The 21,109-nt window shown below is 61.4% G+C and carries 15 protein-coding genes; 3 read left to right on the plus strand and 12 right to left on the minus strand.

The genetic code is table 11. The features are described 5' to 3' along the window. Positions 1-437: 437 nt before the first annotated feature. The 4 genes from JS536_RS04295 to JS536_RS04310 all read right to left on the minus strand — a co-directional run bounded on the left by JS536_RS04295 (position 438) and on the right by JS536_RS04310 (position 7,797). Complete coding sequence (locus JS536_RS04295) at positions 438-2,669, minus strand: YhgE/Pip domain-containing protein (protein WP_214355918.1); 2,232 nt, start codon at positions 2,667-2,669, stop codon at positions 438-440. Further along, the gene (locus JS536_RS04300) at positions 2,669-5,173 is read right to left on the minus strand and encodes a YhgE/Pip domain-containing protein (RefSeq protein WP_214355919.1); all 2,505 of its coding nucleotides are present in this window, start codon (positions 5,171-5,173) and stop codon (positions 2,669-2,671) included. The genes JS536_RS04295 and JS536_RS04300 overlap by 1 nt, the downstream gene beginning before the upstream one ends. A gap of 447 nt (positions 5,174-5,620) precedes the next feature. Continuing rightward, positions 5,621-6,409: an SDR family NAD(P)-dependent oxidoreductase gene (locus JS536_RS04305; RefSeq protein WP_214355920.1), complete on the minus strand. Its 789-nt coding sequence runs from the start codon at positions 6,407-6,409 to the stop codon at positions 5,621-5,623. Positions 6,410-6,495: 86 nt separating this feature from the next. After that, the gene (locus JS536_RS04310; RefSeq protein WP_214355921.1) at positions 6,496-7,797 is read right to left on the minus strand and encodes an NADH:flavin oxidoreductase/NADH oxidase family protein; all 1,302 of its coding nucleotides are present in this window, start codon (positions 7,795-7,797) and stop codon (positions 6,496-6,498) included. A gap of 99 nt (positions 7,798-7,896) precedes the next feature. Between JS536_RS04310 and JS536_RS04315 the strand changes: the two genes are divergently transcribed. Next, complete coding sequence (locus JS536_RS04315) at positions 7,897-8,478, plus strand: TetR/AcrR family transcriptional regulator (RefSeq protein ID WP_214355922.1); 582 nt, start codon at positions 7,897-7,899, stop codon at positions 8,476-8,478. A gap of 47 nt (positions 8,479-8,525) precedes the next feature. On the opposite strand, the gene hemW is transcribed toward JS536_RS04315, so the two are convergent. Both hemW and lepA read right to left on the minus strand, forming a co-directional pair. Further along, positions 8,526-9,872, minus strand: coding sequence for a radical SAM family heme chaperone HemW (hemW, locus tag JS536_RS04320; RefSeq protein ID WP_214355923.1), 1,347 nt, complete (start codon positions 9,870-9,872; stop codon positions 8,526-8,528). 373 nt (positions 9,873-10,245) lie between these two features. Continuing rightward, on the minus strand, positions 10,246-12,126 hold the full coding sequence (gene lepA, locus JS536_RS04325) for a translation elongation factor 4 (RefSeq protein WP_214304840.1): 1,881 nt from the start codon (positions 12,124-12,126) through the stop codon (positions 10,246-10,248). A gap of 146 nt (positions 12,127-12,272) precedes the next feature. Between lepA and rpsT the strand changes: the two genes are divergently transcribed. Then, positions 12,273-12,533: a 30S ribosomal protein S20 gene (gene rpsT, locus JS536_RS04330; RefSeq protein ID WP_214304841.1), complete on the plus strand. Its 261-nt coding sequence runs from the start codon at positions 12,273-12,275 to the stop codon at positions 12,531-12,533. 58 nt (positions 12,534-12,591) lie between these two features. Here the strand turns inward: rpsT and JS536_RS04335 are convergent, their stop codons facing one another. The 6 genes from JS536_RS04335 to JS536_RS04360 form a co-directional block, all read right to left on the minus strand. Then, on the minus strand, positions 12,592-13,377 hold the full coding sequence (locus JS536_RS04335; protein WP_214355924.1) for a TRIC cation channel family protein: 786 nt from the start codon (positions 13,375-13,377) through the stop codon (positions 12,592-12,594). A gap of 116 nt (positions 13,378-13,493) precedes the next feature. After that, complete coding sequence (locus tag JS536_RS04340; protein ID WP_214355925.1) at positions 13,494-14,420, minus strand: MazG family protein; 927 nt, start codon at positions 14,418-14,420, stop codon at positions 13,494-13,496. Positions 14,421-15,944: 1,524 nt separating this feature from the next. Next, a complete protein-coding gene (locus JS536_RS04345) occupies positions 15,945-16,364 on the minus strand; it encodes a hypothetical protein (protein ID WP_214355926.1) in 420 nt (139 codons plus the stop codon). Between the two features lie 118 nt (positions 16,365-16,482). Continuing rightward, positions 16,483-17,163 (minus strand): FxLYD domain-containing protein, encoded by a 681-nt coding sequence (locus JS536_RS04350; RefSeq protein WP_214355927.1) that lies wholly within the window; start codon positions 17,161-17,163, stop codon positions 16,483-16,485. Positions 17,164-17,812: 649 nt separating this feature from the next. After that, positions 17,813-18,940: a branched-chain amino acid aminotransferase gene (locus JS536_RS04355; RefSeq protein ID WP_214355928.1), complete on the minus strand. Its 1,128-nt coding sequence runs from the start codon at positions 18,938-18,940 to the stop codon at positions 17,813-17,815. Positions 18,941-19,222: 282 nt separating this feature from the next. Beyond that, entirely contained in the window at positions 19,223-19,837 is a 615-nt protein-coding gene (locus tag JS536_RS04360) for a 50S ribosomal protein L25/general stress protein Ctc (protein WP_214304845.1), read from the minus strand. Between the two features lie 246 nt (positions 19,838-20,083). On the opposite strand from JS536_RS04360, the gene JS536_RS04365 reads away from it, so the two are divergent. Next, on the plus strand, positions 20,084-21,082 hold the full coding sequence (locus tag JS536_RS04365; RefSeq protein ID WP_214355929.1) for an alpha/beta hydrolase: 999 nt from the start codon (positions 20,084-20,086) through the stop codon (positions 21,080-21,082). The last annotated feature ends 27 nt before the right edge of the window (positions 21,083-21,109 follow it).

Raw genomic sequence — 21,109 nt, forward strand, 5'->3', positions numbered from 1 at the left:
GATCGCAATCCGGGTATAAGTGAATATATCGGACAACGACGTCCGCTTCATTCTTTTTCCGCGCGCACGTGCACCACCACGGCACTCCCCTCAGTCGGCCCCGGCGACAGCCCGTCCCGCATCAACGACGAACTCCGTTCGCGGCCTATCGGCCCGGCCGTCGCCCCGCACATCGCCCACAAACGGCCCCGCCGTTTGCCTCACGGCACCGTCCCGACAAAGGAAGCCAAGGACACCAGAACACAGCAAACCCGTACGGCAGAAGGATTAATCGTCATCTGCATGCTTGGTTTAGCTTGTTAGATTGCCTCACGGCTCGCCTTCGGCCCCTGCAAGAACGGACCGGCCTTGCGGCCGGGCTCAATCCGACCTTCGCTCGGCTGTCGCCTCGCTCAGGCTAGGCCTGCGGACAGTCCACCGGACTGTCCGCTTACGGCCTAGCCCATTACCCCCGTGCTCGCCACCAGATCGTTGGTGCGGGACATGGCTCGGCTGATGGAGGTGTAGAGCGGGATGCCGATGAGCAGGGCCACCGCGAGGTAGATGCCCATGCGACCCATCTGCTCCCAATACGTACTTCCATAGAAACCCGCGACCGTCTCGCGCAACGCGGTCATGGCGTGCGAGAACGGCAGGTACGGGTAGATTTCACGGAATCCGGCGGGCAGCATCTGCACGGGGAACGTGCCGCCCGTGCCGGCGATCTGCGCAATCATCAGGGCTGTGCTCACGGCCTTGCCGATGTTGCCGAACACGGCGGCCAATGTGTAGATGAACACGCTGCAGGCGAATGCCGTCCACCACAGGCACAGCATGAACAGGAACGGGTTCACGGTCTGTACCCGCAGATACAGCAGGTCCCCCAGTCCCAGGATCGTGGTCTGGGCCAGCGCGAACAGCGAGAAGGTCATGCCGCGTCCGATGTACAGCTGCCAGCCCTTGGGGTTGTGCAGCGTGGCCACAGTCTTCTCGGACACGTTCGGCTTCATGATGATGCCCAGGAACATCACGCCCACCCAGATGGCCATGAGCGTGTAGAACGGCGCCATGGCCGAGCCGTTGTTGGCCACCGGGAAGATGGCCTTGCGGTTGAGCGTCACCGGCGAGGTCATGGCCGCGGCAAGCGTGTCGGCAGGTTGGTCGAACAGCTTGCGCACCTGGTCCACGCCGCCCGAGGCCATCGCCTCGTCGATGGCGTCCGCGGCCTGGGCGAGTTTGCCTGACTGCTCCGCAAGCGTGTCATGCGCCTCATCGAGTTTGGACGCGGTCCCCTTGATGGTCTCCAGCACGTCGCCCGCGCTCTGTCCGCCGGATTGCGTGGTTCCGGTCACGTCGGCGATCATCGAACGCGCATCGGTGACGAGCGCGGCGGCATCCTTGCCGGTCTGCCGCGCCGAGGTGGAGACCTTGCCCATCTGGGTCACGACGTTGGCCTGGTAGGACTTGTCGAGGTCGCGGATCGACTGCGCCGAGACGTTGGCCTCGTCGAGGATGTCCTTGGCGGCCTGTTCGGCTGCGGCACCGCCTTCCACGGCCCTGTCGGCGGCCGCGTTGAGCTTGGCGTCGTATGCCTCGAGCTTGGCGAGCGTCCGGTCCACGTCCTTGATGGCCAGTCCGAGCGCGTGTTTGGCGGCGTCCGTGCGCGCCTGCCCCTGCAGTCCGGCGAGCGTGTCCCGGTATTCGGTGAGGCTGGCGATCATCGGGCGCACCTTGTCGGTGGAGATGGCGCGCAGTCGCGCGGCCATGTCGTTCGCGGCGCCGGCCGGCTTGCCGAGCGCGGCGGAGACGTCCGAGCCGGTGGTTTCGAAGGCATCCGCCAGTGATCCAAGTCCGGCGGACATGCCGGCGTTGGCCTGGTCGATGGCGTCGGAGGCCTTGTCGAGCTTAGCCGTAAGGCCGTCGATGTCGGTCTGGCGGCCGGAGAGGGAGGACTTGGATCCATCCATCGCCTTCAACGAGGTCTGCAGCATGGAGGCCGCCGATCGGGTGAGTCCCGCGTAGCTTGCGCTCAATTCAGCCGCCGAGGCGAGGTCCTCGGATTCCTGCCGCAGCGATGCGCTCAACGTGGCGACGGACCGGCCGCTCTGGTCCGTGTCAAGGTAGTCGAGCACGGAGTCCATCGTGCCGATGAGCGTGGTGGCGATGGTGGAGGTGAGCGTGTCGTTGACTTGCGCCTGCACGGCGGAGGCGCCCTGGTTGGTGACCGTGGAGGCGATCGGGTTCTTCTTGGGGTTCGAGTAGTACACGAGCCGGGCGTGGCGGATGCTGCCGGAGGCTCCTCCCCCGCTGGTGAACAGCGTGAACACGTTCGAGCTGAAGTCCTTCGGAATCACGATGGCGGCGTAGTATTCGCCGCTGCGCACGCCGTCCTTGGCCTCGTCCGCGGTCACGAACGTCCAGTCGAGGTCGTCGTTGGCGCGCAGGGCGTTGACCACCTGGTCGCCCACGTTGACCGCGGCGGGCAGCATGTCACCCTGATAGCCCTTGTCCGCATTGGCCACGGCCACCTTCATGCCGCCGGTGTTGCTGTACGGGTCCCAACTGCCGTAGATGTTGAACCATGCGTAGAACGAGGGCATGAGCATGAGGCCGATGGAGATGATGAGCGCGATGACGCTGCCGCCCGCGCGCCGGATGTCTCCGGTGAAGATGGTCCAGATGTTACGCATCAGCGAATCGCCTTTCCGAGTTTGGTCTGCATGGTCTGCATGAGCTCGCGCATGTCCATGCGGGTTTCCTCCGCCTGACGCGGCAGGTTGAGGTGCAGGTATTCGGCCACGATGAGCGCCACGTCGATGGTCAGCACGGCGATCAGCCATGCCACCAGGAACCCGATGCGCGGGCCGGTGACCATCATCACGGCGAGGAAGGCCACGGGGATGGCCCAGATGAGGTGGAATCCGATGCGCTTGGCGTACGGGTACCAGCGTTCGAACGATGCGGCGCGGCGGCGTACGCCGACGCCCCAGGTCGGGTCGTTCATCATCTTGCGCACGGTGCGCATCACGTTGCGGTCCGCGCCGACCACCTCCACCTTCCTGACGTTGACCAGGTCGGTGTCCGCAGGTTCGCGGGTGAACAGGTCGTTGAGGTTCGCCAGCGCCGGTCGGCATGCCACGGCAACCAGGAGGAATACCACGGCGAACAGGGCGGTGCGTCCCAGGTCGGTCCAGTAGTCGTTGCCGTAGAAGCCGCCGATCGGCTCGCGCAGCGCCTGGACGCCGTAGGTGAACGGGAGCACGGGGTTGAGCAGGCGGTAGAAGCGCGGCATCATCTCGATGGGGTACATGCCTCCCGCGCCCGGCACCTGGAGGATCAGGATGATCACGCTCAACGCCATGCCGATGTGCCGGAACAGCATGACCAGGCTGTACACCAGCGAGACGTAGGTCATCGAGCACACCATCGTGGCGAAGATGTAGGCGGCGGGGGCCACGCACTGGATGCCGATGAGGAGATTGCCCACCGAGATCACCACGCCCTGCAGCATGGCGAGCGGCATCATGAACAGCCAACGGCCGAGGAACGCCTGCGGTGCGGTGAGTCCTTCGATGCCGTCCGAGTCGGCGTCCTGCCTGAAGAGGGTGAGCGCCACGAACGAGCCCACCCAGCAGCCCACGCTGGTGAAGAACGGGGCGACCGCGGAACCGTAGTTCTTCACCGGGTAATAGTCGCGCGAATCCAGTTCCACCGGGGATGCGAGGAATTCGGAGACCGAGTCGGCGTCCACGCCGGACAGGCCCTTGAGCCTAGCCCAGGCCTCGCCGGCGCGCAGCACGGCGAAGTCGTTGCGGGTGCGGTTCACGGACTCGTACACGCGGCCGAGCTGGTCGTCGGTCTGCTTCATCACGGTGGCGGTGGATTCGAGGGTGGCGTTCAGCTGGGCCAGGTTCGAATCCATGCCCTTGAGTTCCTGCGCGGCGCCGCCGACCGCGCCGGACAGACCGGTGAGGCTGGTCGAGACGGCGTCGAGTCCCTGGCTTGCCTTGGACGACGCTTCGCCGAAAATGCGCGAGAGGTCTTCGGTCTTCTTCGTGAGTGAGTCGAGCGATGAGGTGATCTTGTCGCCCGAGGCCTGCAGCGATCCGGGAAGCTCGTTGTTGATGCCTTGCAGGGTGGCGATCTGCACCTCGATGGCCTGCTGGTGTTCCTTGGCTTGCTGCAGGGCCTGGGATTGGGCGAGTTCGGGGTCGGATTCCATGGCGTCGATGGCGTCGCCGAGTCGGTCGTTGGCCGATTCGAGGGTGGCGAGCATGCCGTCCACACGTCCGGAGAGGTCGGCGGCGCTGCCGTTGATGGAGCCGACGGCATTGCCCGCGTGCGAGGAGAGCGTGCCGAGTCCGGTCTGGGCCTGTCCGATCGCGCCGTTCGCGGATTGTCCGAAGGCGGCCAGTCCGCCGCGTGCCGCGCTGATGTCGTTGGCGGTGCCGTCGATGGAGCCGGCGAGCGTGTCCGCACGACCCGCGAGCGCGGTCATGTCCTGTCGCACCTGGGCGATGGTCTTACGGGAGGAGTCGATGGACGCCTGTGCGCCGGTGATGCCGGTGCGGGCGTCGGCGATGCTCTGCTGGGCTTCGGCGAGCTTGCCGTCCAACGTGTCGGCGGTGCCGTCGAGCTTGTCGTTGGCCGCGCCGGCCTCCTTGGCCAGTTCGCGGGTCACGGTGGCGCTCACGGTGGTGACGAAGGATTCGTTGATCTGCTTCTCCAGGGCCTCGGCACCGGATTCGGCCACGCGCGGCGAGAGCGAGTTGGCCTTCTCGTTGACGTAGAAGTCGAGGCGCGGACGGATGACGGTGCCCTGCAGCACGCTGGTCATGTCCGCGCTGAAGTCCTTGGGGATGATGATGGCGGCGTAGTAGTCGCCGGATTCCACGCCGTCGATTGCCGTGTTCTCATCCGTGAACCGCCAGCCGAGGTCGTGGTTCTTCTTGAGTTCGGTGATGGTCTGGTCGCCGAAGTTCATGTCCTTGCCGTTGACCGAGGTGCCGCAATCGTTGTTCGCCACGGCGATCGGCACGTTGCCGGTCAGGGCGTACGGATCGAGATTCGCGGTCACGTTGAGCCAGGAGTAGAGTCCCGGGATCACGCACGAGGCGACGAGCAGCAGCACCGCGAACGGCACGGCGAGCACCCGCCGCGCATCCCGCGCGAACACCTTCCACACATTGCGCATGCCGAATCCTTTCCGGATGATTTCCGTCGAACATGTCGGACGTTAATCAGACAACAGAGTGTCTATTTAACACGCACACATTATCCGGGATACTTCGGCGCATTGCAATGAACAGAGGCCACGCAGGTGTTCATTTCGCCGGCATGAACGGCATCCATGTCAGGCGGTCAACCATCGACCGGCACTTGGACGATATGCTCTCACGCGCCTCGAATGACCTGGTTGCAAACAATGATTTACGCCGCATCAACCAGAAGCATTCACAGGCAGCGGGTTTTCCACACATCGACGTGGCCACCGAATCGACTGTATGTTCGCGCGCCAACGAACACAGCGCGAACTTACAGTCGATTCCGATGCTCAAATCCTTTGTATGTTCGCGCGACGTTCGTCAGCACGCGAACATACAAAGCCTTTTGGCGGAATTCCTCCGTCCCATCCGCGATGCTATAGACCCCGACCATTCGTGCCGCCCGAGTTCAGGCGAGTAAGCTGCGCCATAAGCGTTGCGGGAACAATCTTGGCCGCCAAACGGTACGCCTTATAGAACGTCATCGGCGTGTATTCGCCGCAGCCGCGCTCCGCGAGACTCAACGACCGTTTGATAGTCCCGGCAAGGTCCAGATACGGCAGCATGCCGATTTTGCCGCCGCCTGAACCGCGCACGTTCATTTCGGTGTCCATGTTGCCGGGACTGAGCAGCATGATGTTCACGCCGCGAGGGCGCTCCTCCTCGCGAATCGCGAACACGAGCGAGCGCACGTATGCCTTGCTGGCCCCATAGACCGCCTGCCACGGCATCGGCGCGAATGCGGACACCGAGCCGGTGACGATCTCGAAACTTCCCCGGCTCATGTACGGCAGACATACACGGTTGACCATCGTCACCCCTTTGACGTTGAGATCAATCATCGCGAGCATGTCGGTCGGTTTCATGTCACGCAGCAGGCCCTCGCGCTCGTAACCGGCGTTGTTGACGAGCACACGTATCACCGGCTTGGTGCCGGCCAGCAGTTTGCCGAGTCTGCCGTAGCTGGAGGAATCGGCAAGGTCGAGCGGTACGACGCGCAGGGCCGCGTGCGTCGATGAGGCAAGTTCCGACGCAAGCGCTTCGAGGCGTTCGCGCCTGCGCGCGATCAGCCAGATCTCATCGATCCGCTGATATCGGCCGGCGATATGCCGCGCGAATTCGCGGCCAAGACCGGATGATGCGCCGGTGATGATGGCGATGTCCATTACACTGTCCTTTCCTGCATTTCCGCGTGCACCGTTTCGATGCATACGATGGCCCGTTCCAGTCGGCCGTTGGCGTCCTCGGGGCATCACTGGTGCCCTTTGCGGCGGCGCGGGGTGAGCGCGGCGGGACCGTGCTGTCTGACGACGAAGAGCAACGCACGCATACCGCCGATGCGTGGGTCGGGGCGTCGCCCGCGGCCGATGCGGTTCATCTGCAGTTCGAACCAGCTGATGACCAGGATGCCGCCGAACGCCTTATCAAGCGCCTTAATGCCGGTCGTTATCCTCGGCAACGCCACAGTGCTTCGCCAGCCGTCACGGATGATGCGGTTCGGCATGTCGGGCACGATCGCCAGAGGACGCGCGAAACCGATCATCTGCGTGATGCCCTCGCCAAGCGCGCGTTCCATGTCGGCCGCGCAACGAAAGCCGCCGGTCAGGGCGACCGGCACGGTCAGCTCGCCTTTGACGCGGCGGGCAAAGTCGGTGAAGTAGACGCCGCGACGGCGGTCCTCGGCCGCGCCGTCGTTGGTCTGGATGACCGGCTTGGAGTACGTGCCGCCGGAGATGTCGATGAGGTCGACGCCACGGGCTTCGAGCTGCTTCATGACCCAGATGGATTCCTCTTCGTTGAATCCGCCCGGCGCACCGTTCCGCTCGTTGATCTTGACGGCGATCGGCACGTCGGACGAGTTGAGCTTCACCGCGACCGGGAAGTGCGGACCGACCGCCTCGCGCACCGCGTCGAACACGTCAAACAGGAAGCGGGCACGGTTTTCAAGGCTGCCGCCATATTCGTCGGTGCGACGGTTATCGAGCGGCGAAAGGAACTGGTTGATGAGGTAGCCGTGCGCCGCGTGGATCTCCACGCCGGTGAAGCCGGCCTTCTTGGCGATGCGCGCGGTGTTGGCGAACCGACGGATGATGTCGTGGATCTGATCGCTCGTCAGTTCGGTGGGTTCGGCGAAGAACCGGCCGTAGTCGCCATCAACCTTGCCGCCGCTCGGGGCGAGGGGATGACGATTGATGGTGATAGGCGACTGACGGCCAGGATGATTGATCTGCATCCAGCAGTGCGTGCCGTGCTCGGTGCCGGCGGCAGCCCATCGGCGCAGCATGGCGAGGTCGCGTTCGCCTTCGACGGCGACGTTGCCGGGCTCCCCCAGCTGCATGCGATCGACCATCACATTACCGGTGACGAGCACGCCCGCGCCGCCGTTTGCCCAAGTGCGGTACAGACGCACGTGCGCTTCGGTCGGCGCGCAGTCGCGACCCGCGAGCGCCTCGTTCATCGCGGACTTGTAGAACCGGTTCTTGACCGTCACGCCGCAGGGCAGGGTCAGCGGCTTGGCGACCAGCGGCGGCGTTACGGTCGTGTCGTTCGTCATGATATCCAACTTTCCAATCGTCCATATTTTTACAGTTGTCAATATAACACAGATTTAGACAAGTGCAAAATTCTGGACGATAGGATATGCTGAAGAGTCATGAAGAAAGACCTCAACGGCAAGATCACACGCGGCACGCAACGCACGCTCGATGCATTCTTCGAGGCAATCACGGCATTGCTCGCCGAAAAACCGTTCGCCGACATCAGCGTCAACGAACTATGCGAACGCGCCGGCTATCCGCGCGCCACGTTCTATAACTACTTCGAGGACCGCGACGACCTGCTCACCTACTGCTGGACCGCACTGTCCAAACAGGCCGATCTTGCCGACCTCGCATCGGCCGCGCCCGAGCATCGCGTGGACACGGCGCTCGACGCCATGGCGGATCTGCTGGAATCCAACACCGAGCTGCTGCATGCGATCCTCGGGAACAACCCACCCGAGGGACCGCTGTTCTCCAGCCTGCACGGCTTCATCGAGCGTCAGGCACGTGAGATCATCCGCAGCTGCATCGACCGCGACCGGTTCACGCTACCGGCGGACCTGATCGCCGACCATTACGCGAACACGGTGATGCTCGTGCTCGATTGGGCGTATCTGCGCGGGCACGCGCTCAGTCGCGTGCAACTGCATGATTACACGCATACCTTGCTGCGTGGCGTGGAAACCACGGAATAGCGGCCACCGGTCCGGATTGAGCAGGCACCAGCCCGGATCGCATGATCCTAGATACCGGCGAGGTCGAAGAACGTTTCGATGACGGCGTCGTTGAGGAGACGGCCCTTGCGCGTGGGGATGACGCGGTTATGCCCATCGGCATCGGGCGTGATGGAGATGAGGCCTTCCTCGACCATCGGCTGCAGTTGGACCACTTCGATGGGTTTCAACGCCTCTCCGGCACCGGCCATAGCAGACGACTCCCCCATCGCGGCGATGGCGTCATTGATGCGAGCGAGATCGAGGCCCTCGCGGATGCGCAGGCCGAGCATGATGAGCTCCTCGAGGTTTTCGGTCGGGGTGATTCCCTCGCTGCCGCCCCACGGTATGCGGTGCTCGTTGATGGCGGTGCCCCACAGCCGCGGATGGGCGATGTCCCAGGCACGCAGGGCATGGGCTCCCATTGCTCGAGCACCATTCAATCGGTTTTCGTCATCGTCGACACGACCATCGACATCTCCGCTGACAGGAGTTACCGGTGCGGCCGGCCTGGGACGGTCATCATCGTTCGCCACAACATTGTAATGGCTGTGTGCCCCCGGACCGAGTCCGGCCCAGTCCACATTGCGCCAATAACCCAAGTTATGCTGGCTCTCATAGCCCGGCCACGCCCAGTTGGATACCTCGTACCATTCGAGGCCGGCTGCCGTGAACAGGTCGTCGGCGATCTCGTATTTGGCGGCTTCGTCGTCGTCGTTCGGCTTGGGCAGGGTGCCGGCCGCGATCTGACGGCCCATCTTGGTGGTGGGTTCCACGGTCAGCGCATATGCGGAGATGTGGTTGACGCCGAGGTCAAGGGCAGTCTTGACGGAGGTGCGCCAATCGTCGAGACTCTCCCCTGGCGCTCCGTAGATAAGGTCCACACTGGAGCGCAGGCCGGCTTTGTTGGCGGCATGCACGCCGGCGGCGACGTTCTCGGGCGTATGCGTACGGTCGAGGGTCTTGAGCACGTGCGGCACGGCGGACTGCATGCCGAAGGAGATGCGCGTGAAGCCGCCTTCGGCGAGACGGTTGATGTAGTACTCGTTGACGGTGTCCGGGTTGGCTTCGGTGGTGATCTCCGCGTTCGGCGCGATGCCCCAGATGCGGCGGATGGAGTCCAGCATGGCCACGAGGTCGTCCGCCGCAAGGATGGTGGGAGTGCCGCCACCGAAGAACACCGTAGCGGCCGCTGGCTCCTCGATGCCGTGGTCGACCTGCCATTGTTTGGTCAATTCCATCTCGCGGATGACCATGTTGGCGTAGTTGCCCCGCGAAGCCCCCGCACCGAGATCCGTGGCCGTATACGTGTTGAAATCACAATATCCGCAGCGCCGCATGCAGAACGGCACGTGGATGTAGACCTCGAAGGTCATACATGACTCCCCTCAGTCAGCTACGCTGACAGCTCCCCTCGGAGAGGGGAGCCAATCCAGTCAAAGCTCCCCTCTCCGAGGGGAGCTGTCGAACGAAGTGAGACTGAGGGGAGCCTGTTCGTAAAAACTGGCTCCCCTCTGGTCCTGCAATTACGGACCTCGCTACGCGAGGACCCAATGCTGCCTTCGCTCGACTATCGTCTCACTCAGGCTGAGCCTACGGACAGTCCACAGGACTATCCGCTTAACGGCATCTCCTCCGGCCCTGCAAGAAAGGACCTCGCTACACTCGGCCCCAATCCGACCTTCGCTCGACTATCGTCTCACTCAGGCTGAGCCTACGGACAGTCCACAGGACTATCCGCTTAACGGCTCAGCCTTCCGTCTTCTGCGCGGCGCGGATCTTGTCCTTGGTGTCGCGGTCGTTGGAGTCCTCGCCGGTGGACAGGGCGGCGATGAACGCCTCCTGCGGCACCTCCACATGGCCGAGCATCTTCATGCGCTTCTTACCGGCCTTCTGCTTTTCGAGCAGCTTGCGCTTACGGGTGATGTCGCCGCCGTAGCACTTGGCAAGCACGTCCTTACGCAGGGCGCGGATGTTCTCGCGTGCGATGATGCGCGAGCCGATCGCGGCCTGGATCGGAATCTCGAACTGCTGGCGCGGGATGAGCTCGCGTAGCTTCTTGGTCATCATCACGCCGTACGCATACGCCTTGTCGCGGTGCACGATGGCGCTGAAGGCGTCCACCTTCTCGCCCTGGATGAGGATGTCCACCTTGACGAGGTCGGCGGTCTGCTCGCCGTCCTCGTGGTAGTCAAGCGAGGCATAACCCTTGGTGCGGGACTTCAGCTGGTCGAAGAAGTCGAACACGATCTCGGCCAGCGGGATGCGGTAGTGCATCTCCACACGGTCGGTGGAGATGTATTCCATCGTGCCCATCTGGCCGCGGTGGTCCTGGCACAGGTCCATGACCGCGCCGATGAACTCCTTGGGGGTGATGATGTCCGCGGCGACCATCGGCTCGACGATCTTCTTGATCTTGCCGTCCGGGAACTCGCTCGGATTGGTCACATGGTGCTCGGAGCCGTCCTCGGCGGTCACGTCGTAAGTGACGTTCGGGGCGGTCTGAATGAGGTCGAGGCCGAACTCGCGCGAGAGTCGCTCGTTGACGATCTCCATGTGCAGCAGGCCCAGGAAGCCGCAACGGAAGCCGAAGCCCAGCGCCACGGACGTCTCCGGCGTGTAGATGAGGGCGGCGTCGTTGAGCTTGAGCTTGTCGAGCGCGTCGCGCAGTTCGGGGAACTGGGCATTGTCGATCGGGAACAGGCCGGCGTACACCATCGGCTTGGGGTCGCGGTAGCCGGGCAACGGTTCAGTGGCGGGGCGGACGGCGGAGGTCAGGGTGTCGCCCACCTTGGACTGGCTCACGTCCTTCGCGCCGGTGATGATGTAGCCGACCTCGCCGGCGCCGAGCGCCTTGGTGCGGGTCATGTCCGGGCTGATCACGCCGATCTCGATGGGGTCGTGCGTCATGCCGATGCCCATCATGTGCACCTTCTCGCGGTCGTGCAGCTCGCCGTCCTCCATACGGATGTACGTGACGATGCCGCGGTACGAGTCGTACACGGAGTCGAAGATGAGCGCGCGGGCGGGGGCGTCCGGGTTGCCGTGGGGTGCGGGCACCTCCAGCACGATGCGGTCGAGCAGTTCGGCCACGCCCTCGCCGGTCTTGCCGGACACGCGCAGCACGTCGCTCGGCTCGCAGCCGATCAGGCCGGCGATCTCCTCGGCGTGCTTGTCCGGTTCGGCGGAGGGCAGGTCGATCTTGTTGAGCACCGGGATGATGGTCAGGTCATGGTCGATGGCCATGTACAGGTTGGACAGGGTCTGCGCCTCGATGCCCTGGGTGGCGTCCACGAGCAGCACCGCGCCTTCACATGCGGCCAGCGCGCGGGAGACCTCGTAGGTGAAGTCCACGTGGCCCGGGGTGTCGATCATGCCCAGCGTGTATTCGGTGCCGTCGAACGTCCACGGCACGCGCACGGCCTGGGACTTGATGGTGATGCCGCGCTCCTGCTCGATGTCCATGCGGTCGAGGAAGCGGTCGCGCATCTCACGCTCCGGCACAATGCCGCTCAGCTGCAGGATGCGGTCGGCCACGGTGGACTTGCCATGGTCGATATGCGCGATGATGCAGAAGTTGCGAATCACTGACTGATCGGTGGAACCCGGCTGATTGTGTTGGACGACCAACTACATTCCTCCTCTTGGAATTACTCAAACTTGTCCTATTCTAGCCGAGGGGCTGTATGCGGCGTGGCTTCGCGCGGGTTTTTCCGGGGTTCGTGCTATCCTCATACTTTTGTATGTCCTTGTAATACACATCGTTTGGAGTAAACGTGGCAAACATTAAGTCGCAGAAGAAGCGCGTGCTCACCAATGAGAAGGCGCACCTTCGCAACGTGGCTGTGAAGTCCGGCCTGAAGACCGCCATCCGCGCCACCCGCGAAGCCATCGCCGCCGGTGACAAGGCCGCCGCCGAGGCCGCCTACAAGGTCGCCGCCCAGAAGCTGGACAAGGCTGCTGGCGCCGGTGTGATCCACAAGAACCAGGCCGCCAACCGCAAGTCCGGCCTGGCCAACGCGATCAACGCTCTGTGAGCTGAATACCGCTAAGGTTTGAAAAATCCCGCGAGTCCTCGTGATTCGCGGGATTTTTTTATTGCCGTCCCCGACCGTTCTCGTTGTCATCGTCATCGGCTTCCTCCTCATCGGCTTCATCCTCATCGACATGGGGATGAATGACCGGACGCTTCAGGTACCGGCGCTCCGGCAGATACACATGGGTGCGATGCAGGGCGCCGGGCATCGTCACATTGAACGCCACCGACAGCACCCGAATCAGCACCACCACGACGACGATCAGCACATCCAACATCATTTCGGAGCGCAGGTCGAACATGCCATGCTCGGCGCCACGCCAGACCAATACGGTCAGGATGCATCCGACAAACGAGGGGACGGCGTACAGGTGACGGTCACGGATGATCATCGGCACATCACCGAGGAAGAGGTCGCGGACCAGACCACCCGCAATGGCCGTGAACATGCCCAGGAATATGGCGGTCATGCCGGAAGTGCCGAATGCCAGGGCCTTCTCCGTGCCGCTGACGGCGAACAGGCCCAGTCCCAGGGCGTCGATGAGGGTCATCGTCCATTTGAGTTTTTTGATTTCGGGGTGCGCGAACACCGCGATCACGCCGGAAAGCAATGTGGTGAGTACATAGCCCTTGTCCGTGATGCCCACGGGCGGCAGATCGCCGAGCATCACGTCACGGAAGAGACCGCCGCCGAGAGCCGTCACCCAGCCGCACAGCATGATGGAGAAGATGTCGTCATAGCCCTTCTTGATCGCCGAAAGGCCTCCGGACAGGCCCCAGCACAGGATGGCGAGATATTCGATACTCACGAACACCGCATTGCTCTCCAACGCCACCTGCTGCATGAGTAGCTTCCCTCCCGTACCGCTTCCGGTTCGCCTGTGCCCGCCCCGCTTGGCACGATCCGGCGATGATTACCGTACCCGAGCCTACCTCAAGCCTTGCCTGATGAGCTTGAGGTTCAACGCGAATCGCGGGATATGCAAACGTCTCCACCGTAGATGGTTTCGGATTCGATGGCCGCAACGCGAGATTCGACATCACGGAGACGGTTGCGCAATGCGGACTCGATATCGATGCCATCAATGCGGGCCCTGCGTACGATGCCTAGGATTTCATCGGCATAGGCGTCGGCCTTCGAAGCTGCGGAGGCACCTTCGGAACCGGTGGAAGGCGCTCCGAATCCGTTTTGCTCCGTGCTTGACTGCCGACCATCGTCAGATTGACCATCACGCCGCTCCGACTCATCAAATGCCTTGAACAATACAGCGGCGTTCGGCGATTTGGAGATGCGGGAAACGACCTTGGCCGCCCGAGGCAACGCGCCCTGCGCTCGGGAAATGCCCTCCAACACGGATTTGCGATGCTTTTCCTGCTGCTTCATCTTTTCCCATAGCGCCAGCACGGCTTCCGGGGATTCGGAATCGGAGGCTTCTTCCCCGTCGATCCTGCCGGTATCGGTAGCGCCGGCGGAATCATCAGCCGCAAACACATGCGGATGCCGAGTGATGAGCTTGTTCACCAGTCGATCGGCAACCTCATCGATATCGAACGGATCCTCGGCGTCAGATTCGCAGACGCGCGCCTGGAACACGGACTGTAGCAATACGTCGCCGAGCTCTTCACGCATGTTGTTACGATCATGGGTTTCCACGGCGTCGATATATTCGTAGGTCTCCTCAAGCAGATTCTTGAGCAGCGACTCGTTCGTCTGCTTCCCATCCCATGGGCATCCGCCCGGCGAATACAGCACATCCACCACGGCCTTGACCCGGTCCAGCGCCGTCGCCGCTTCCTCCACCGGTTTCAGCTTCGAGCAGTGCTCGAACCCTTCCGGCAAGTGATATTGCGCATCATGACGACTCGCGCCAACCCCAGCTTCGCTCATGACCGGTTCCCTTGGTTCTTATTCAACGATGGTGCTCCAACGCTATCCCACTATACCTGCATCGACCCAGCACAGCAGTCGTTGCAAAGGCTTTGGACGTCTCCTTCCCTTTCTCACGATCACTGTCTCAATAGATCGCATACGGAATACGACTGTATTGTCTATCGGCTTTCTACCGCCTGACCAAGGCTGCCCCCGCAGCCGTGAATCACACAAAAGCAGCTTATAGGGGCAAGCCCACATTCCGGGCCGAATCGTGCTGTTCAGCGTAAATGGCGGAATCATGCGGTTCTTGGCTCAGGGCTATGTGCCCCCGTAACCGGAAAACGCCCATAAGACAGCTCCCGTGGCGCAACCCCATGCCCCGCCAGCCAAATCAATACTCAAAATCGCCTGCGGGGGTACGATACAGAGCCACATACCGCAAATTAGAAATGGATATTGCAAAAAGCAGTTCTGGCTGACATCGCCATCGAAGCCGCTAGGAATTAGGACTCATATTCAGCTTCAGCCAAGGGAACCAAGAGCACAACAACCCCGCCTGGCTCATGACCGGTACGGGGCTGTCGGCGTGTCATTCCGCAACCAAAAATCAAGTTTGTTGCGGAATATTGCGGAATGGACTTTTGTTCGAATGCTTCCACTGACAGGCGAAGCGGACCGCGAAATCGTTACGCATAAACACAGAGCAAACGAGAGCCATGTTTCAAAGCATTACATGACGACATAACAATCGGCGTGCGTGAATGGCGGCGCATTCTGTAGCCGGCATGAGATAGAGCAAGATGCTTGGCGCGGCATTAGATGATTTGAAGCTATGCGAGTTCAATATCGGCATATGGGCAGGTACATATATACGGCGAGCTGGAAGTCGGAGGAATTGAACCGGGATCACGGGCGCGGCCTGTCTGACTTCATTGCGATTACCCGTACGGCAAAACCAAATCATCGATGTACTCGCAAGCACGGCGGCTCAACCCGGTAGAATACAACATGATCCACTTGTATAAGCGGTTCATGTTGACACCACTAAAATCACATAGAGGCGAATACCACAAATAGGTATTCATACACCGGTATCTGGAAGCAACGCAGGACGCCCAACCTTCATGGTCTGTATGTTCTACCGCAGGGAAGGGTTTCCTATCAACGCCAACGACGATCGCAAGATGCCCAGGAATCTGATGAGAAAGGCAGAGACCTGACCTAGAACACCGTTAAGTGCACGAGTGCGGTAAACAGCAAGGTATCACCCCGGCTCAGCATGCGCGTGAATTCTGACATCATCAACGTATTGTCGGCCATTCCCTGATAGAGGTGGACGAACGTTATCACAATGTTCCGATGGAAAAATTGATGTCGAGGACGGAGACCACGGCGACAGGCTCGACCCGAATTGAATCAAGTAGAAGACAAGAACCCCGTGGGAGACAGGAAACCCTTCCTCGGACTAGACGGATAGGCTACCTCCATATTAAGTGGTTCTGCTCCCCTAAAACAGGGGAACAGAACATCTGGTTTGGATCACATTTCGTTGATGGTTATACGCGGTTCGATGCCGCTTATCGACCACTGGTATGATCTGCCGTCGAGTTTGGCGTTGCCGCTAGTTTTATCACCTGACGCCTGCGCTTCGGTGATGGAATCGGCGACCTTGGTTGGAAGACCCCTTTCGACCACGCAATCAAACTCGTCACCGGTGACGGCGTTCAACGACCATTTCCCTTGCTCTTTGTAGAAGAAGTGAATATCGCATTCACGGGCGATGGTTGCCAACGTCGGCAAATCAGAGCCTTTTTCTTCCGTTCTCGACTCTGAACTACACGCTGAAAGGACGGTGGTCATCATCATAGCGGTTACTAGTCCACATATAATTCGACCAGCGATTCGACTTTTGTCTCTCGTTATTTGCATAAAGCTTACCTTGTCTCGCAGGTCACTCATGGTTTTCTCCCTGCTCTCTAAAATGCCCCACTCAATAGATCTAAACGGATAGGCGTGGATACCGCACAACGGTACGGATTCTCTTATAGCCCATAAGAGAATCCGTCATTTAGATATCTCAGAAGTTGACCACCGGCTCATTATCAGGCAAGTCAACGGAGTATTCCTCCCCGTTGATGGTTATATAAGCCTTTTCTGCCTGCACGCCCACTATGCTTGGATGATCGTCGCGCTGGAATCCTCCGTATGCGGTCACGATTCCGGTCTTGCCAGGTTCGACGCTGGCGTTGTTCGTCCATGCGCCACTACTGACGGTGTTTCCTTGGGCATCGAGAAACCGGAAATCCATCGATATTTCATCGGCGGTCTTGTTCGTGTCGTTGCGAACCACGTACTCAATCAGAATGGTGCTACCGCTGTTGACCACGTTCCGTTCCATGATGGTCAGTCCGGTCGTGCCATCATTGGCTGTTGGCTGCAATTCCTCCAATTGCTGGCTGAGGTCGGCGTTTTCCTGCGTCAACGAGTCGATGCTCGCCTGAGAATCCTGTACCTGTTTCTCAAGCTTCTGCGAGTAAGTGACTTCATTGGCGTAATCCGTTTTCGCCTTGCTTATCACTGGTGTCGCATACAAGAACATGCCGCCCAGACCGCCAACCAATCCGACAATGAGTGCCGCGGCTGCGATCACTAGCACTACCCACAGCTGCAATGATACGTTTTGAGTCATCGGGTTTGTCTTTGGAGTCGGTTTCGCCGGCATTCGCGGAGGAATGTTCTGCGGTTGCTGGTTGCTCATTGGAAGCTCCTTCGCTCTCTTCAGGCATTACTCAGTCATTCTATCGGCTATGTTGTGTGTTCGATTGCGCGAAACATATCGGCCAAAACGAAACCGCTGAAATGCCCGAGGAACCTCGCAAGTTTTTCTATCTCGTCGGTGCTCTAAGGAAACACTTCCTTGATGCGGAGAGATGCATAGGATTGCGACTTGTCTATGATGTCCCACCTGCGTCTGGGATAGACGCTTCATCATCGATGAGTCCGCGGATGACGTCAACTATCACTTTTGCCATGCCACTAGTTTGCGGCAGATCAGACTTTCCAACTATGTCGACATGGCAAGTCCAATTGAGTTTATCTCGCAATATCTGTGTTAAATATGGAAAGTCACCTTGGAATCATTAGTGACACGCTTAACTCCATTCCCGCCAACCTCACCGTCGAAGCCAATCGCTCGAACACCTGTTCAGAAAACGCGACACGCCCCGCACCGAACGCATCGATGCAGGGCGTGTCGCGGGCTTGGCCCGGAACCTCAAAACGCAGGTTTGTTGCTACATGTTGCTAACCGAGCTTTCCCACCCATTTCCGCCTCTAATCGGGGTACCTGAAAACCGTTGGAATCATTGGCCTCACGACACCCCCGGCGAACGGATGTTCGAAGCCTCTCAGCAAACCTTCCACATCCAGTTGTGCGGATCCTCGATCTCGCCGAGCTGGATGCCGAGCAGCTGGTTGCGCAGGGCCACGGTCAGCTCGCCGGAGCCGCCGTCGGCGACGGTCACGTCGAACTTCTCGGACTTGAAGCGGCCGATCGGGGTGATGATGGCGGCGGTGCCGCAGGCGAACACCTCGGTGACCTCGCCGGACTTGATGTCCTCGAGCAGCTGCTCAAGGGCGATCATCGTCTCGACCACATCGTGGCCGTCGTCCTGCAGCAGCTGGATGAGGGAGCGACGGGTCACGCCCGGCAGGATGTTGCCGGTCAGGGACGGGGTCTCGACGTGGCCGTCCTTGTGCACGACCATCATATTCATGCCGCCAAGCTCCTCAAGGTAGGTCTTGGTGGCGGCGTCGACGAAGCAGACCTGCTCGCAGCCGTTGGCGATGCCGGTGTACTCGCCAAGCAGGGAGGCGGCGTAGTTGCCACCGCACTTGGCGAAGCCGGTGCCACCGGGGCCGGTGCGGAACCACTTGTCCTCAACCCAGATGCTCACCGGCTTGACGCCGCCCGGGAAGTACGGGCCGGACGGAGAGGCGATCACGCAGTAATCGACCTCCTGCGGGGCGCGCACGCCAAGGAACGGCTCGGAGGCGAACATGAACGGACGCATGTACAGCGTGTACTCGCGACGGGACGGAACCCAGTTGGCGTCGCGCTTGACGAGTGCGGCCACGGAGCCGATGAAGTCGTCGATCGGCAGTTCCGGCAGGTACAGACGCTTGGCGGAGTTCTGGAAGCGCTCGGCGTTCGCGTCCGGGCGGAACAGCCAGGTGGAGCCGTCGGCGTGACGGTAAGCCTTGAGGCCTTCGAAGCATTCCTGAGCGTAGTGCAGCACAGATGCACCCGGATCCATCTTGAGCGGCGCGTACGGCTCGATGCGGCGATCGCCCCAGCCTTCGCCCTTGGTCCAGGTCATGTGGGCCATGTTGTCGGAGAACACCTGGCCGAAAGCCGGCTTGTCGATGAGTGACTGGCGCTTCTCATCGGATGCGGGGTTTTCGTTCGGCAGTACGGTGAACGGTTCGGTGAGCTTGTCGAGCGCTGCCGGATCGTGGTGCGTGTTTTCAGTCATTGCTTGCTACTTCTTCTTGACTTGGCGGATGGGAGCCGCCGATGGGGTAGGTACTTCGCGCTTGTGGCGCAAGTTCTGATGGATACTTTCGCACATCGCGGCGCGCCGGGTGCGGGAGCGTTCACATGGTGAAAGTCCGTGGAGGCGCCCGCAAACGCACGAATGCGGGCCATCAACGAAGGAAGCCCGCGCCGTTGGTACGGTCACGGGCTTCTGGGCTTCGTTCACGCGACGCGCGTGCGCCGCGTACTGCTCAGTTCCGATTCAGGCTGAGCGCACGACTCACTTGGCGTCGGCGGCCGGAGCGGCAGCGGCGTCGGCGGCCGGGGCGGCAGCCTCGGTGGACTCAGCGGCATCCTCCGGCACCTCGACGGTGACGACGGACTCCTCCGGATCCTCGACGTCGAGCTCGACGCCCTCAGGCAGGACGACGTCCTTGGCGAAGACCTTGGTGCCGTCGGTCAGGCCGTCGACGTTCACGACGATCTTCTCCGGCAGGTTGGCGACGTCGGCGCGGACCTTGAGCTCCTGGATGTCCACGAAGGCCACGGCGGCGCCCTTCGGGGTACCCTCGACGAACACCGGCACCTCGACGTCGATCTTCTCGCCGGCCTTGACCTCGAGGAAGTCGATGTGCTCGATGATGCGCTTGACCGGGTTCTTCTGCACGTCCTTGACGACGGCCATCTTGGTCTCGCCGTTGAAGGCGATGGAGAACAGGGCGTTGGTGTGGCGCAGGGCCAGGGTGGTCTCGCGCATCGGCAGGGTCACGAAGGCCGGCTGCTCGCCACCGGCGTAGATGGTCGCCGGGATCTTCTTGGCAACGCGCAGGCGACGGGCTACGCCCTTGCCGAACTCGGAACGGGCCTCGCCCTCAAGCTTGATAGTGGTAGCCATGATTGGCACTCCTTGTTAATCGGTGTTACTTGTCGTTCTGTCTGTTTGACGCCACGACGCGCCGCAGAACGCACCCAAGGAGGTGAATCTCACGCCGAGTCGATTACGGAAGAAACGAACCTTTGCGGTGCTCTTCCCTCGCCAAAGCAACAATGTTCCATTGTACGCATCACCAGGACAAGATATGAGATCAGCGCGAGACTACAATGAAAAGGGAAGACAAAGACGGGGGAATCGAGGGCCGCAATGAAGCGCATCACCAGGAATCTCATCATCGCAACGGGGGCCACGACCGCGGCGTTCGGCGCCGGGACCTTCGCTCTGGCGGACTTCATGTTCCATCTCTCGCTCGATAAGCGTTGCGCGGGATGGATGGAGAAGCTGATGGCGGGCGGGGCCACCGCCGATTACCTGCAGACGCCGCACGCCGACGCCGACGAGGAGCGCGAGGCCGCGCATTGGTTCGAAGAAGCTAAGCAGCCGGTCACGGCGACCAGCGAGGATGGCCTGAAACTGCATGGCTGGCTGTTCGATGCGGACAAGGTCTCCCCCGCGCCGCATCTGTACGCCATCTGCATGCACGGATACACCGGCATGCCCGCCGAGATGGCCAAGTACGCGCATCGGCTCGCACGTTTGGGCTTCACCGTGCTGGTGCCGGCCCAGCGCGCCCATGAGCTGAGCGAGGGTCGGTTCGTCGGTATGGGCTGGCTGGAGCGGCGCGATCTGATGTGCTGGATCCGGCTGATCGTGGAGAGCGATCCGGACGCCCGCATCCTGCTGGACGGCATTTCGATGGGTGCGGCGACCGTGATGATGACGGTCGGCGAACCGGATCTGCCGCGCAACGTCGTGGCGGCCATCGAGGACTGCGGCTACTCCTCGGTCTGGGACCAGTTCCTGTACAACGCCAAGGGCATGTACCATCTACCCCGCCGCTGGATGGCCGTGCCGGTGGTGGCCGCCATGAGCAAGATCTCGAAGCGGGTCGCCGGTTATGGGTTCCGCGAGGCGTCCAGTGTGGATTCGCTGCGCCGTGCGACGATTCCGATGCTGTTCATTCACGGCGCGGACGACACGTTCGTGGATCCGGCTTTTCTGGACCGCAACGTTGCGGCCTGTGCCAGCATTGACCGTGAACAGTTGCTGATTCCGGGTGCCGCGCACGCCCTGAGCGCCAGCACCGACCCAGTACGCTACTGGAAGCGCGCCACTGCCTTCGTCACCCGCGTATTCGGGCTGTAAATAGCAAAAAGGCTCCCCTCACCGAGG

Origin of the sequence: Bifidobacterium sp. SO4 (assembly GCF_018555355.1) — a bacterium.
Taxonomy (GTDB): domain Bacteria; phylum Actinomycetota; class Actinomycetes; order Actinomycetales; family Bifidobacteriaceae; genus Bifidobacterium; species Bifidobacterium miconisargentati.